The organism is Candidatus Dechloromonas phosphoritropha (genome assembly GCA_016722705.1).
Lineage (GTDB): Bacteria > Pseudomonadota > Gammaproteobacteria > Burkholderiales > Rhodocyclaceae > Azonexus > Azonexus phosphoritrophus.
In genome coordinates this window covers 126,583-141,546 of record JADKGN010000004.1, presented here as the reverse complement: position 1 = coordinate 141,546, position 14,964 = coordinate 126,583, and the positions used below count along the sequence as shown (strand labels likewise).

Genomic DNA, 14,964 nt, shown 5'->3' with positions numbered 1-14,964 from the left:
TAATCCGTTTCTGCTGGCACTATGGCAGCGCATTGGCACGGCAAACGATTTCAGGATGGAGATGGAAGGCCACGGCACCATTTCTCGCAGCCGCCGTCCTGCGCCAAGGAGGATTAGAAAATGACGCTTCCCCCCGATACAACATCAGAGACCGATGCAGATTCCGGTTCGATCCTTGCGGCGATTGCCAGGGTGCACATCGGCGCGCCCTTCACCTGGCTCGCCAAAGGGCTTTCGGATTTTTATGCGGCCCCGACCGCCAGTCTCTTCTATGGTGTCGCATTTGCCGTCATGGGTTGGGCCATCGTCTTCTTTTACGGTCATGCCTACTCTCTGACCGTTGCGCTGATCGGCGGCTTCATGTTGCTCGGCCCGGGCCTAGCGATGGGACTGTACGGGCTTTCGCGGCAGCGGGAAGCGGGCGAGGTGCCGCGCCTGCAACCCTCGCTGAGCATCTGGCGGGCCAATCTCTCGAATCTCGGGATTTTCGCGCTCGTCAGCGGCGTCGTCTTCCTGATCTGGGCGCGGGCGTCGATGGTGGCCTTTGCAGTGTTCTACTCCAGCGGACTGCCGACGGCGGATGATTTCCTGCGCGAGATCCTCGCGTTCGAGAACGTGGAATTCGTCATCGCCTACCTGTTGATCGGTAGCGGCTTTGCCGCATTCATTTTCTCGATCAGCGTCGTCGCGGTACCGCTGATGCTCGACCGCGACAAGGACGCGATCAGCGCGATGCTGCTCAGTCTCGCCACCGTCGCGAAAAATCCCTTGCCCATGCTGCTGTGGGCCGCCCTGATCGTCACGCTGGCGGGCATCGGCTTTGCAACGGCGTTCACCGGACTGGTCGTCACGATTCCCGTACTCGGGCACGCTACCTGGCATGCTTACCGGGCGCTGATCCCGCCGAACGCCGACTGAGCTTCGCGCGTCGCCAAACCGGGAATCAGCGCTTGCTCGAGATCGCGGGTCTTTCTCGCCAGTTCAATGGCCGCGAGGTTCTGCGCGAGGTGTCGCTCAAGCTGAACGCGGGCGAGTATGTGGCGATCGTCGGCGAATCCGGCGTCGGCAAGTCGACGCTGCTCAATCTCATCGCCGGACTCGACCGTCCGGACAGCGGCCGGCTCATTCTGGATGGCGTCGACTACGGGGACCTCGATGAGGATGCTCTCACACGCCTGCGCCGCGACCGGCTCGGTTTCATCTTCCAGGCGTTTCACGTTCTGCCGCACCTCACCGTGCTGCAGAACGTTGCCCTCCCGCTCTGGCTGCAGGGCCGGTACGGCAGCGCGGCCGATGCTCCGGCGCAGCAGTTGCTCGACGCGGTCGGCCTTGGCGACCGCGCGGCAAGCTGGCCACGCGAGCTTTCCGGTGGTGAAATGCAGCGCGTGGCGATCGCCCGTGCCCTGGTCCATCGCCCGCGCCTGGTGTTGGCCGACGAACCCACCGGAAACCTCGATCCTGCCAACGGCGCCCGGGTGCTGGCCCTGCTCGCCAAACGTATCCGGGGGGCCGGGGCGATCGGTATTCTGGTCACGCATTCGCGAGAGGCTGCCACGACGGCCGATCGCGTGCTGCTCCTGACCGCCAAGGGATTGCTCGGTTGAGACTCGCGCTCGTGTTCCTGGGTTCGCTGGCCAGGCGCCGGATGGCAACACTCTTTTCGTTCGTGGCGATCGTCCTCGGCGTCGCTCTCGGCATGGCAGTTCAGGCGGTGCATGAAGCGGCATTGACCGAGTTCGGCCGCGGCCTGCGGACGCTGGCCGGCGACGCCGACCTGCATGTGGTCGGGCCACGTGGTGGATTCGACGAGAATCTCTACAGCTTGGTCGCCAGTCGTCCGGAAGTGGCTGCGGCGAGCCCGTTTCTTGAACTGGAGGCGCGGCGCGCCGGTTCCGAGGAGACGGTGCACCTGCTCGGCGTGGATGTCTTCACGCTAGCCTCGGTGACACCGGCGCTGCTGCCCAGACCGGCCGCCGGGGCAGGGCGCTTCGCAACGCTGGCCGACGACAGCATCTTCCTCAGTACGGCGGCGCGGGAAGCGCTGAGCTTGAGTCAGGGCGACCCCGTCACGCTGCAGTCGGGCGCCGGCAGCACCACTTTCAAGGTCGTCGGAGATATTCCGGGTGCGGTAGAGAACCGTCGCCTTGCGGTAGTGGACATCGCCGTGGCACAGTCGCGCTTTGCCAGGATCGGCCGCCTGACGCGCATCGACCTGAAGCTGGCCGAGGGCGTGGCGCCCGAGGCAGCCCGTTCCGCGCTGCAAGCCATCATGCCCGCCGGCGTGCTGATCGAGGCGCCGGAAGCGGCCGCCGATCAGGCGGCCAACCTGTCGCGGGCCTACCGGGTCAATCTCACCCTGCTGGCGGCTATCGCGCTGCTGACCGGCGGTTTTCTCGTTTTTTCCGCGCAAGCACTGTCGGTGGTCCGCCGCCGAACCGAGTTTGCCTTTCTACGCGCCCTCGGCCTGGCGCGCCACAGTCTGTTCGCCTGGCTGGTGGCGGAAGGCGCGCTGGTCGGGCTGGCCGGCGGTATGATCGGGGTAATCCTCGGTCACGGCATGGCATGGGGGGCGCTGGCCCTGCTCGGTGGCGACCTGGGCGCTGGCTTTTTTTCCGGACTTCAGCCTAGTCTTAACTTCCAGCCACGAGTGACGGCGCTCTACATCGCGTTGGGCATGCTGGCCGGTATCGTCGGCGCCTGGCTGCCGGCCCGCGAGGCGGCGACGGTCGCGCCGGCCCAGGCCTTGAAGGCGGGTGACGAGGCGGCGCTGCTTGGTGGCCGGGGCCACCCGTGGCTTGGACTGGCGGTACTGCTGGCCAGCCTTGTGGCATGCACGATTCCGCCGCTCGACGGATTGCCGCTTGGCGGCTATCTGGCCGTCGCCTGCTTGCTGGCCGGCAGTGTCATGTTGCTGCCGGCCCTCGCTGCAGGCATCGCCCGCCTCCTGCCGCAGCGCGGTCCGGTGCCGGCGCGCCTCGCCGCGGCGCGGCTCGGCGCGGCGCCGGGACATGCCGTGGTGGCGGCGGCCGGCGTACTGACCAGTGTCGCGCTGGCGGCGGCGATGGCGATCATGGTCGCCTCGTTCCGCGATTCGGTCGATCAATGGCTGACCGAGATCCTGCCCGCCGATCTCTACCTGCGGGCCGGCCAGGCCAGGACCGGCGGCTATCTCGACGAAGCGCTGCAAGAGCGAATTTCGGCCGTAAACGGTGTCGACCGCAGCAAGTTCACGCGCCACGACAACCTGCGTCTGGCTGCCGGTGAAGCGCCCGTGGCCCTGATCGCGCGGCCGCTGGCGGCCGATGGGAGCGACCTGCCGCTGGTCGGCAGGACACAGTCCGGGGAGCAACCGGCCATCTGGATCTCCGAAGCGATGCTCGATATTTACGGCTGGCGCGTGGGCCAGCAGGTCATGCTGCCGCTCGCCGGCAAGGCGGTTAGCGCGCACGTCGCCGGCGTCTGGCGCGACTATTCGCGGCAGACCGGCGCCGTCATGATCGATCTCGCTGATTATCGTCGCCTGACCGGCGACCGCCTGGTCAACGATGCAGCGATCTACCTCGCTCCCGGCGCCGTCGCCGACCAGGTGGCCGATGCGCTGGCGGCGCTGGCTGGCCCCGGCGTGCTGGAAATTGCCCGCCCGGGCGAAATTCGGGCGATCAGCCTGCGCATATTCGATCGCACCTTTGCCGTTACCTATCTCCTCGAAGCGGTCGCTGTCGCCATTGGTCTGGCCGGCGTTGCCGCCAGTTTCGCCGCGCTGGCTTCGGCACGCCGGCGCGAGTTCGGTATGCTTCGCCACCTCGGCCTGACGCGTCGGCAGATTGGCTGGATGCTCGCCTTGGAGGGCGCGCTGGCAGCCGGAGTTGGCGTCCTTGCCGGATTGCTCGCCGGCGGCGCTATCGGCCTCGTGCTGATCGAGGTGGTCAACCGGCAAAGCTTCCACTGGAGCATGGATCTGCACATCCCCTGGGGTTCGCTGGCGGTGTTCGCCGCCGGACTGGTGCTCATGGCCGCCCTCGCTGCCGTCGCCGCCGGCCGCCAGGCGATGCGCGAGGATGCGGTGCTGGCCGTGCGCGAGGACTGGTGATGCGGCGCCGCGACTTCCTATTTATGCTGGCCGGCCTGCCCGCCACGTGGTCAGCCAAGTGCCAGGCAGTTGAGTTCGCCAAGGTAGTTCCCGGTCGCCGGCTGGCCTTTCCCGCCGATTACGGTGCCCACCCAAATTTCCGCACCGAGTGGTGGTACGCCACCGGCTGGCTGACCCTGCCGGATGGCAGTCCGCTGGGTTTTCAGGCAACCTTCTTTCGCGTCCGCACCGGGATTGGCGAAGCAAACCCAAGTGCCTTCGCTCCGCGCCAACTGATCCTCGCCCACGCAGCCGTCGCCGATCCCCGGTTTGGCCGCCTGCGCCATGACGAGCGTGCCGCACGGGTTGGCTTCGGGCGAGCCGGCTTTACCATCGGCGAGACCGGCGTCTGGATCGGCGACTGGCGTTTCGAGCAGCGTGGCGGCGGCTATCGGGCCGAAGTCCGCGGCAGGGAATTTTCCTATGTTCTCAACTTCGTTCCCGACGGGCAGCCACTCGCCAACGGCGAGGCCGGGTTCAGCGCCAAGGCACGCGACCCGGTTCATGCCAGTTACTACTACAGCCGCCCGCAGCTCACCGTGGACGGCAGTGTGACGGTGAACGGGAAGTCACAGGGCGTGACCGGCCGCGCCTGGCTCGATCACGAATGGTCGAGCGAACTGCTGCCCGAGGAAGTACAGGGCTGGGACTGGATTGGTGTCAATTTCGATGACGGCAGCGCGCTGATGGCATTCCGCCTGCGAAATAAGGGCAGCCAGGCGTTATGGGCGGCCGCCAGCATCCGCCAGTGCAATGGCGACAGCGAGATCGTGCCGGCGGAGGCGGTCGCTTTCGAACCCGTGCGTCAGTGGCGATCACCGCGTACCGGCATCACCTACCCGGTTGAATGGCGGATCAGCATCGGCCAGCACCGCTACCTGCTGCATGCTTTGATGGACGACCAGGAACTGGACAGCCGCCGCTCGACGGGCGCCATCTACTGGGAGGGGGCGATCAGCCTGAGCGAAGGCGGGCGGGAAATTGGGCGCGGTTATTTGGAGATGACGGGTTACGGGGAGCGAATCAGGCTCGGTTGACCTGAGCGGGTCGGATGCGCCAGCGCCATAAGCGTCGGCCCGGGCCCATGAGGCGCCGGGCTGCAACTTGGCTGATAGCGACATGATTGGCCATGCCGGAAGATGCAATGTGTTGCTTCCCGCGAGCCGGAAAGCCGCGGCAGCTACTTGCGGTTCCTGGCGACGAAGGGTTCCACCAGCCCCTCGTGTGCCGAGTCGGTCATATTGATCGTCTTGTCGAAGCTGGCGTTCCAGACGTCGGCATTGGCCAGGTCGGCTACCCCGTATGTCCGCCTTGAAAAAATTGCGTGGCGCAAGGTCGTGCTCTTCCGTCGCGTCGCCCTGAGCTTGGCATCGGTGAAGTCAGCCTGCTTCATTCCCGCACCAGTGAGATCGGCTGCGGACAGATCGGCGCCGATCAGCCACGCACCACGCCAATCCCTTCCCGCCAGCTTCTTGCGCGAGAAATCAAAACGCGAAAGATCGGTCGTGGCCTGCGGCACGACGTAGTTTTCCGGCGGCAGGTCGCCTGCCTCCGTTCCGCCAGCACCACAATGGCGGAGGTCGGTAGCACGAAGAGGTGGCCGTTTTTTATCCGGCTAGCCGCTCGTAGAGCTTGACGGTGGTATCGACATACCTAAGCAGACGCTCAGCTTGGGCAACCGTCGCCAATGCATGTCGGCTTGTGTTTGCGTGGGCTAGACTAGGCAACAAAATGGTTTGGAACTCATGCCATTGCTCGGCAATTTCCTTGAGTTGCGCGGCCAGTTCGGGAACGCTCGCCGCACTCCGCTTCAGTTCGCCGAGATTTTCTTCAAATTCATACCAGGAGTCCCCCATCCGTTGCAGCAGCGCATCGCTACATATCCCCCATTCCCGGAACAGGAAAAATTTGGTGATCCGTTGCGACAACATACGGTTACGGCCTGCAATATTGACGTAGTGGCCCTCCGGCAACGCAGAATGTTTTGCAGCCTCGTCAGCCAGGAGGTCTATGGCTTCCAGGATCTCTTCGCTCAAGTCGAGCACCGAGGCAGCACTGGCTATCGCCGGTTCTGTCTCGAACATGGCCTGCTGATAGCGCGGCCATATATCCATCACGACAGCCAGCCGGCCGGCAAGAGGGTCGGGCAAGCCGATACTCTCCAAGTGATCCAGCATCCGCTCGAATTGGACATTCAACCGTCGCAACCTGACCATGGCCTTGGCCGGTGTGATGTTCTGGCCGATCAGCGCCCACGCCATCGCCATGCGCTGTGACAGCACACGCGGCCGACCGCAAAGATTGATCAGGGCGCCGGGTGACAGTGATTTGCCAAGTTTGGCACCGGCCGCTCTCGGCTTGCGGCAGAAATTCATCCGCTGGCTGGCGTTGCCGACTTCGGTATTCAACAACGCTGCGTTCTGAATATGCACGTTGCGCCCCTCGACGACGATGATGCCGCTATCGCTCAACTGGCGCAGACTCCGCGACAAGCTTTCCGGAGTCATGCCGATGCGCGAGGCGATGACCTTCTTCCTGGTGTTCAGTGTGACGGAGATTTCGCCGGCCAGGCCAGGATGTCCTCCGGCCAGTTCGATCAGGTAGTCAAGCACCCGCTGCGTGCCGGTCAACCCGTAGTGGTGGCCCGTCACGTCGAATTCGACGGCACATTGCCGCTGGGCCAGTGCCTGGACGAACCGCCAGCTCAGGTCAAGATCCGTGCGAATCACGGCGCGCAACTTCCACATCTCAAGTGCGACGACAAGGCAGGGGGTGATCGCTTCGGCGGAGCAGGCGTAGCGGCTAGCCCCGAACAACTCACCCAGGCCGAGAATCTGCTGGGATTGCGCCAACTCGATGACTTTCTCTCTTTGGTCGCCCAGAACCGTCGACCGCTTCACGGTACCGCTGACCAATAAATGCGCCTCACGGATCGGCTGGCCGGCACGGAACAGATACTCATGCGCCGCCAGGTTACGCAGGCGGCTTGCCCCGATCAACTCGTCGAGTTTCGTCGGTGCCAACCCGGAAAATACGGGGCTGTCCGATAACAACTCACGCTGTGCCCAAGCGTTGTCTTTTATCGGGGCATTCAAATTTTTTAAACCCCTCAAATTTTTCGCAAAACGCCATGCCAAGCAAAAAAGAAGGGGGCATAACCCCCTTCTTTATACTTAAACGCCTTGATCGGTCTAGTAAACGTCGTGCTGCGTGTTGTAGACGTTGAACTTGCCGGTCGGTGTGACCACCCGCGGATCGCGAATGACTGCCTTCAGCTTGCGCGTCTTGTCGTCAACCACAACGATGGCCGATTCCTGATCCTTGCCGTTCCATACCGAGAACCAAACCTCGTCACCCGCCTTATTGTATTCCGGCTGGACGATGCGCTTCGGACCGTCCTTGATGCCGGACCATTCGCCGATCGGCAGCAGTTCCGGACCTTTATCAAGGTTGGCGATGTCCCACACCGCGATCGACTGGCTGATCGCTGGATCAGGATTGAGCGTCGTATCGACCCACAGGTTCTTCGACTTGGGGTGCGTTTTCACGAACAGCGAACCGCCACCCTGGCCTTTCAGCGAACGAACGACCTTCCAGGCGTTTTGCGGATGCTTTTCCGGATCGGTGCCGATCAGGGCAATCGTTTCGTCACCCAGATGCCCCGTCGCCCAGACCGGGCCGAACTTGGGATCGACGAAGTTGGCGCCCCGTCCCGGATGCGGCGTCTTGCCGACGTCGACCAGTTTGGTCAGCTTGCCGTCCTTGGTGTCGATGACCGCAATCTTGTTCGAGGCATTGGCCGCATCCATGAAATAGCGATGCTTCGACTCGAAGCCGCCGTCATGCAGGAAGGGCGCCGCCTCGATCATCTTGATCTTCAGGTTGTTCAGGTCGCGATAATCGACTGCGTAGACCATGCCGGTTTCCTTGACGTTGACAAAGAACTCCGGATTGAAGTGCGAAGCGACAATAGCGGCAACGCGCGGCTCGGGATGGTATTCCCCCCTGCCCACGGTCGTGCCGCGGGTAGAAACGATCTTCAGCGGCTTCAGGGTATCGCCATCCATGATCACAAACTGCGGCGGCCAATAGCTGCCGGCAATCGCATATTTGTCTTCCCAGCCCTTGGCCTTGGAACTCTCGACCGAACGCGCTTCCATGCCAACCTTGATTTCGGCGACGATTCCGGGCGACTCCATCCAGAGGTCGATAAGGTCAACCTTGGCGTCGCGGCCGATCACGAACAAATAGCGGCCGGATGCCGAGATGCGCGAAATATGCACGGCGTAGCCGGTGTCCAGGACTTTGACGATCTTCTTGCTGTCGCCGTCGATCAGCGCAATCTGGCCAGCGTCACGCAGGGTAACGGAGAACAGGTTCTGCAGATTAAGATTGTTCATCTGCTTCTTCGGACGCTGGGCGACCGGGACGATGACCTTCCACGTCGCTTCCATTTCCTTCATGCCGAATTCCGGCGGCGCCGGCGGCGTCTGCTGGATGTAACGCGCCATGAGGTCCACTTCGTCATCGCTCAGCACGCCTGAAGTCCCCCAGTTCGGCATGCCGCCGGGGGAACCGTACTTGATGAAGGTCTTCAGGTATTCCTGACCCCGCTCGAGCGTGATGTCCGGGGTCAGCGGCTTGCCGGTCGCCCCCTTGCGCAGCACGCCGTGGCAGCCGGCACAGCGTTCGAAAAATATGCGCTTGGCCTTGTCGAATTCCGCCTCCGACATCTTGGGTGCCTTCGGATTGATGTCCTGGTGCATCGGCACATTGGCCAGCGGCGAGCCGCCGGCGGCCTCATACTCAACCAGCGTGCTATCGCCATGAGCAACCGGCGGCGTAACCGGTGCCTCCGCGAAAGCCAACTGACAAAGCATGGTCAAGACCGGCAATGCTGCCAGATGGTAACGCTTGGAATTTCTGGAAATCATAAGTCCCTCCTCCTCTATTGAAATTTGATCGGCGACGTACTATTGCACGCGAATTAAATTTCACCTTGATCGAAATCAAATGTAAACACAAAGTCGAGGACACGCGGTTTTCGCACAGATACAAACTTGATCATCGACAAGAAAACCATGTTGCTGGCTATAAAGAAACATGCGGGGCCGAGCTCGGCTGGATCTACTGACAAGGTCCAGGCCTGACCTCCACCGGCTTCGCTAGAAGCACTTCGCGCACCGTGCATGGATTTCCTGCACTTTGATCGACATCGCATTGTTCGTTGCAAATCGAGCAACAAGCGATGCCATCATCCCACCTTCCTGGCTTAACCGCGGGTTGCGCGACGGCAGCTTGTGGCCGAAAGTGACACTTCGGCCGAACGATATCTGAAATTGCAGCGTTGAAGCGTTGCATGACTGAATGTCAGTCATGCGACAGGGAGACACGTGAAGGGTCGTGATCCTACTCCAGATGCTCGACCATCAACTGCGGGGTTTCGACGCCCATGTATTCGTTGATTTCCAGCCGGTAGGCGATACGGGATCTGTTGCCGGGCTGGGCGGCGAAATTGAACTGGATGGCGTCGTAACGCGCGTTGCCCTTGCGTAAGCGCAGCTTGAGGTGCTTTTCCTTGAGCACGCGTTGCTGTTCGACCTCGAATTCGTCCATGAACAGCGGTGCCGGAAAACCCTGGCCCCAGACTTCGTTCTGCAGCAGGCGCGCGGTTTCTAGGGAAATATAGCCGCCTTCGAGGGCACCGTCGGTTTCCAGCGTACGCGTCAGGTCGGCCGGGGCCAGCAGTTCCCCGACGACCTGAACGAACAGATCGCGAAATTTATCGAAGTTTTCGGCGTTGACCGTAGCGCCCGCTGCCATGGCATGGCCACCAAAGCGGACGAGCAGGCCAGGAGCGCGCTTGGCGACGAGGTCGAGCGCATCGCGCAGATGCAGGCCGGGGATCGAGCGGCCGGAACCCTTGATGATGCCACCCTCGCCGGGCGCAAAGGCGAATACCGGGCGGTGCAGCTTGTCCTTGATGCGCGAAGCGAGAATGCCGACGACGCCTTCGTGCCAGCTTTCATCGAACAGCGCGATGCCGGGCGCGGCGTCGTTGGCGTCCAGCGATTCGAGCAGGATCAGCGCCTGTTCCTGCATCCCCGATTCGATCTCGCGGCGCTCGCGGTTCAGTGCGTCGAGCTGCTGGGCAATCTGCAGGGCGCGTGTGCAATCCTCGGTGAGCAGGCATTCGACGCCGAGGCGCATGTCGGCGAGGCGGCCGGCGGCGTTCAGCCGGGGACCGAGAATGAAGCCGAGATCCATCGCCGTCGCCTTCTTCGGGTCACGCCCGGCGGACTTGAACAAGGCGGCGAGGCCGGGCTGCAATTGCCCGGCGCGCATGCGCTTCAGGCCCTGGCTGACGAGAATGCGGTTGTTACGGTCCAGCTTGACGACGTCGGCGACGGTGCCGAGCGCGACGAGATCAAGCAGGCTGGCGAAGTTTGGCTCTGGCCGGTCAGAAAAGAAGCCGCGTTCGCGCAGTTCGGCGCGTAAGGCGAGCATGACGTAGAACATGACGCCGACGCCGGCGATGCATTTGGACGGAAAGTTGCAGCCCGGCTGGTTCGGGTTCACGATGCAGTCGGCTTCGGGCAGCGTTTCTGCCGGCAGGTGGTGATCGGTGATCAGCGTGGCGATGCCGTGTTCGCGGGCGCGCGCGACGCCTTCGATACTGGCAATTCCGTTGTCGACGGTGATGATCAGGTCGGGCGATTGTTGCGCGGCGAGGTCGACGATTTCCGGCGACAGGCCGTAGCCGAGCTTGAAGCGGTCGGGCAACAGGAAGTTGACGTCGGCGCCGAGCATCTGCAGGGCGCGCATGCCGACTGCCGTGGCGGTGGCGCCGTCGCAGTCGTAATCGCCGACGATCAGCAGCTTCGCTTCGGCCTCGATCGCATCGGCCAGCAGCCTCGCGGCGTCGACCGCGTAGGTCAGCGATGTAGGGGGAAGCAGCGATTTCAGCTCGTAGTCGAGTTCGGCCTTGTCGGTGACGCCGCGCGAGGCATAAAGCCGGGCGAGCAGCGGGTGCAGGCCCTGTTGTTCGAGCTGCCAGACGGTGCGCGGCGGGATGTTGCGGGCGACGATGCGGGTCATGCGGCGAGTTCCTGGGCGGTGACGGCGAGCGGTTTGCCTTTTTTCCAGAATTTCCAGCGCTCGCCGGCGTTCAGCGTGTAGCGCAGTTCGCCATAGACGGTGGGGGCGATCAGAGTGACGCGGTCGACCTGGTTTCCGAGTGCTTTTTTAAGCGGAGCGAACCAGTCGACGTCGAGTTGCGCGAGAGCGCTGCGCCAGTCTTCGCCGTCTTCATGAACAGCAGCGGGCAGCAACTGGTCGAGGACGACCAGCGGGTTGGCGCCGGCTGGAGCGAGCATTGCCGATAAGCTGGCTGGCCGGCCATGCGCCGCTATGCCGGCGGCGCGGGCGAGGCCGGCGGCAAGCGGATCGTCGCTGAAGATGGCCGAGAATCTTTGTTCGATAGCCGAGGGCAGGGTGCCGCCACCCCACAGCCACAAACTGTTGATCGCCGGCCGACCCGTATCTTCGCGCCGCGCATTGAGCGGATGGCCGTGCAGGAACATCTGCACCTCGTTGAGCCAGCGGGTCAGCGGCAGGGCGCTGCCGTTCAGTTCGCCATCGACGCGGCGCCCGGCAACGGCGGAAAGCGGCGCCACCGGATGGTCGACCGCAGCATTCAGCCGCAGATACCAGCGCGTGGCGCTGGCAGCGTGAAACTGGCCGATGTCGGCAAATTCGGCATTGAGCGCCTGGACCATGCTCCGAGCCTCGTCGTCGGCAAGGTCGAAGGCGCCGGAATCGACAAGGATGATGCGTTCCTGGTGAAAGCGCAGGTGCACCGGATCGGCACACAACCAGTGGCCGCTGCGCGCTTCGTCGCTGCCTTCGCCGAGCAGGCGCAGGGCGCCGAAGGGGGGGGCGGCGAGCTTGAAGCAGTTGGCCAGAACGGTTTCGAAGGGGCGGCGCGGCTGGCGTTCCAGTTGGGCACGGGCAAGCAGCCATTCGAGGCCGGGCGCGCTGAGCTTGCCGAGGGTGAATTGGTCGGCCGGTTCGGGCCAGATCAGTTCGGGGACAAGCAGGGTGAGATGCACGGTAATTCGGGCCAGCAGGCGTCGGGGGAGGCGAAGAGTGTACCATAGCGACTTTTCACGCCTCCCCACGCCGCATGGCCCTGCCCTACGAATTGCTGATCGGTTTGCGCTATACGCGCGCCAAACGCCGCAACCACTTCATTTCCTTCATTTCGCTGATCTCGATGCTCGGCATTGGACTCGGCGTCGCCGCGCTGATTGTCGTGCTGTCGGTGATGAACGGCTTCCAGAAGGAACTGCGGACGCGCATCCTCGGAGTGGCGTCGCACATCCAGATCACCGGCATCAATGGCGAACTGAGCGACTGGCCGGCGATTGCCGCGCAGGCCAGGCAGCATCCGGAAGTCCGCGCGGCGGCACCATTCGTCCAGTCGCAGGCGATGTTCACCGTCGACGGCGGGGTCAAGGGCGCGCTGGTGCGCGGCATCGATCCCGAGCAGGAAGACCGCGTCGCGGATTTCCGCAAGACGATCAAGAGCGGCAGCCTCGACGACCTGCGCCCTGGCGAATTCGGCGTCGTCCTCGGCGCCGATCTGGCGCGCTCGCTGCGCGTATTCACCGGCGACAAGGTGACGCTGATCGCCCCGCAGGGCACGGTGACGCCGGCCGGCGTGCTGCCGCGCCTGAAATCGTTCAAGGTGGTCGGCATCTTCGAGGTCGGCATGTACGAGTATGACTCGGGCCTCGCGCTGATCGACCTGCAGGATGCGCAGACGCTTTATCAGATGGGCGACCGGGTCAGCGGCGTGCGGCTCAAGGTTGATGACCTGTTCCAGGCGCCGCGCGTGGCGCGTGAACTGGCCGGGCTGATCGACGCCAACGCCTATATCAGTGACTGGACCAAGAGCCACGCCAATTTCTTCCGTGCCGTGCAGATCGAGAAGACGATGATGTTCATCATCCTGTCGCTGATCGTCGCCGTCGCCGCCTTCAACCTGGTGTCGACGCTGGTCATGGCGGTCACCGACAAGGAAGCCGACATTGCCATCATGCGCACGCTGGGCGCGCGGCCGCTGTCGATCATGACCATCTTCGTCGTCCAGGGCGCGCTGGTTGGCTTCATCGGCCTCGGCCTCGGCATCGCCGGCGGCGTCGCGCTGGCGCTCAACATCGACGTTGTCGTGCCTTTCATCGAACAGGTATTCGGTGTGCATTTCCTGTCGAAGGAGGTCTATTACATCTCCGACCTGCCGTCCGACCTGCAATGGGGCGACGTCTGGGGCGTCACGCTGATCGCCTTCGTGCTGGCCTTGCTCGCCACGCTGTATCCGAGCTGGCGCGCTTCCCGCGTCAATCCGGCCGAGGCGCTGCGCTATGAGTGAAATCATTCTGGCGGCCAGCCGGCTGGGCAAGGTCTTCCGCAGCGCCAACCTCGAAGTGCCGGTGCTTTCGGCGATCGATCTCGCGGTCGCGGCGGGCGAAACCCTCGCCATCGTCGGCGCTTCCGGTTCGGGCAAGAGCACCTTGCTCCACTTGCTCGGCGGGCTGGACTCGCCGACTTCCGGCAACGTGCGGCTGATGGGCCGCGATTTTTCGGCTTTGGGCGAGGTCGACCGCGGCGACTGGCGCAACAAGCACCTCGGTTTCGTCTATCAGTTCCACCACCTGCTGGCTGAATTCTCGGCGCTGGAAAATGTCGCGATGCCGCTGCTGATCCGTCGCCAGGAACGCCGCTCGGCGCTAAAGGCAGCAGGCGAGATGCTCACCGCCGTCGGCCTCGGCCATCGCCTCGAGCATCGCCCCGGCGAGCTTTCTGGCGGCGAACGCCAGCGCGCGGCGATCGCCCGGGCATTGGTCAGTTCGCCATCCTGCCTGCTGGCCGACGAGCCAACCGGCAACCTCGACCGCCAGACAGCCGGCGTCGTATTCGACCTGCTACTCAGCCAGGTCCGCTCGCAACGCGCCAGCCTGGTGATGGTGACGCACGACCTGCAACTGGCGGCGCGGGCCGACCGCATCCTGTATCTGAAGGATGGGGTGCTGGTAGGCGAGTAGGGCGGCGCGAAAAACCGCTCGGCGAAAAACAGGGGTAATTTCCGGTTGACCGCAGCAGGGTGGTGTTCCGGTCATCTTTTTCCCTGGACACAATCCCTGTCTTGATGCCCAACGATATCGAACTCAGAAGCGGCCGAAGGGAGTTAACTGCAGTGAGCGGTCAGGCGGCGCTGTTCCCGGGCCTGTCATATTAGCGGTGGTGTAGTAATCGCAAGACTACCACTGTCATACCATGAACTCGCGAATGGAGCCGCATACCGAAAGCAGTTGCGGCGCCTCCATTCTGCCGATGATGTTGCGGATCACTGACCCGATCACCTGCTGCGCACCCATGAGTCCCATTCTGGCTGACTGCTCAACCACAAATCCCGCCTTTGCCTTCTTCAGAGGCCCCATGAAATAGCAGTCGAGGCCGCTCTTCATCAGGTCAACCACGACGTCAGCAAGGGCGCAACGATGGGCGATGGCATCGGGTGACTCCTCAAGCAAGGCAAGTACGGAAAGGGTCCGCTCGCGGAGGTCCTCAGAATGGAAGTAGCGCAGAAACGGCTTCGATGGCTCTGGGTGGCGTGTCGATAGTTGGTTGTCGCGCTTCGCCGGGCGGGTTGCCTTGGTTGTTGGGGAAGTAGTCATAAGGCCATGATACCCCCGGGGCGGGACAAGATCGTGTGGGGGTGTGGAAATCACTTCGCGACGATCAGCGCCGTGTAATGTTTGACATGAGAGGCG

The 14,964-nt window shown here is 63.3% G+C and carries 12 protein-coding genes; 6 read left to right on the top strand and 6 right to left on the bottom strand.

The genetic code is table 11. The features are described 5' to 3' along the window. Positions 1 to 120: 120 nt before the first annotated feature. Genes IPP03_06380 through IPP03_06365 form a run of 4 tightly spaced genes read left to right on the top strand, consistent with a single transcriptional unit; the run spans position 121 to position 5,166 of the window. Complete coding sequence (locus IPP03_06380) at positions 121 to 918, top strand: DUF2189 domain-containing protein (protein ID MBL0352281.1); 798 nt, start codon at positions 121 to 123, stop codon at positions 916 to 918. A gap of 32 nt (positions 919 to 950) precedes the next feature. Further along, positions 951 to 1,604: an ABC transporter ATP-binding protein gene (locus tag IPP03_06375; GenBank protein MBL0352280.1), complete on the top strand. Its 654-nt coding sequence runs from the start codon at positions 951 to 953 to the stop codon at positions 1,602 to 1,604. Between the two features lie 41 nt (positions 1,605 to 1,645). Continuing rightward, on the top strand, positions 1,646 to 4,090 hold the full coding sequence (locus tag IPP03_06370; protein MBL0352279.1) for an FtsX-like permease family protein: 2,445 nt from the start codon (positions 1,646 to 1,648) through the stop codon (positions 4,088 to 4,090). Next, positions 4,090 to 5,166 (top strand): carotenoid 1,2-hydratase, encoded by a 1,077-nt coding sequence (locus IPP03_06365; protein ID MBL0352278.1) that lies wholly within the window; start codon positions 4,090 to 4,092, stop codon positions 5,164 to 5,166. Before IPP03_06370 ends, IPP03_06365 begins: the two co-directional genes overlap by 1 nt. A 143-nt stretch (positions 5,167 to 5,309) precedes the next feature. Here IPP03_06365 and IPP03_06360 read toward each other — a convergent pair whose 3' ends face one another. The 5 genes from IPP03_06360 to IPP03_06340 form a co-directional block, all read right to left on the bottom strand. Further along, the gene (locus IPP03_06360; GenBank protein MBL0352277.1) at positions 5,310 to 5,648 is read right to left on the bottom strand and encodes a pentapeptide repeat-containing protein; all 339 of its coding nucleotides are present in this window, start codon (positions 5,646 to 5,648) and stop codon (positions 5,310 to 5,312) included. Positions 5,649 to 5,736: 88 nt separating this feature from the next. Further along, the gene (locus tag IPP03_06355) at positions 5,737 to 7,224 is read right to left on the bottom strand and encodes a type IV pili methyl-accepting chemotaxis transducer N-terminal domain-containing protein (GenBank protein MBL0352276.1); all 1,488 of its coding nucleotides are present in this window, start codon (positions 7,222 to 7,224) and stop codon (positions 5,737 to 5,739) included. A 96-nt stretch (positions 7,225 to 7,320) separates the two neighbouring features. Further along, positions 7,321 to 9,063: a c-type cytochrome gene (locus IPP03_06350; GenBank protein ID MBL0352275.1), complete on the bottom strand. Its 1,743-nt coding sequence runs from the start codon at positions 9,061 to 9,063 to the stop codon at positions 7,321 to 7,323. A 475-nt stretch (positions 9,064 to 9,538) separates the two neighbouring features. Further along, on the bottom strand, positions 9,539 to 11,227 hold the full coding sequence (recJ, locus tag IPP03_06345) for a single-stranded-DNA-specific exonuclease RecJ (GenBank protein ID MBL0352274.1): 1,689 nt from the start codon (positions 11,225 to 11,227) through the stop codon (positions 9,539 to 9,541). After that, positions 11,224 to 12,240: a hypothetical protein gene (locus IPP03_06340; GenBank protein MBL0352273.1), complete on the bottom strand. Its 1,017-nt coding sequence runs from the start codon at positions 12,238 to 12,240 to the stop codon at positions 11,224 to 11,226. Before IPP03_06340 ends, recJ begins: the two co-directional genes overlap by 4 nt. A 74-nt stretch (positions 12,241 to 12,314) precedes the next feature. On the opposite strand from IPP03_06340, the gene IPP03_06335 reads away from it, so the two are divergent. After that, positions 12,315 to 13,562: a lipoprotein-releasing ABC transporter permease subunit gene (locus IPP03_06335; protein ID MBL0352272.1), complete on the top strand. Its 1,248-nt coding sequence runs from the start codon at positions 12,315 to 12,317 to the stop codon at positions 13,560 to 13,562. Further along, complete coding sequence (gene lolD / locus IPP03_06330; GenBank protein MBL0352271.1) at positions 13,555 to 14,235, top strand: lipoprotein-releasing ABC transporter ATP-binding protein LolD; 681 nt, start codon at positions 13,555 to 13,557, stop codon at positions 14,233 to 14,235. The genes IPP03_06335 and lolD overlap by 8 nt, the downstream gene beginning before the upstream one ends. Before the next feature lie 225 nt (positions 14,236 to 14,460). Here lolD and IPP03_06325 read toward each other — a convergent pair whose 3' ends face one another. Next, complete coding sequence (locus tag IPP03_06325) at positions 14,461 to 14,868, bottom strand: hypothetical protein (GenBank protein ID MBL0352270.1); 408 nt, start codon at positions 14,866 to 14,868, stop codon at positions 14,461 to 14,463. Positions 14,869 to 14,964: the final 96 nt, after the last annotated feature.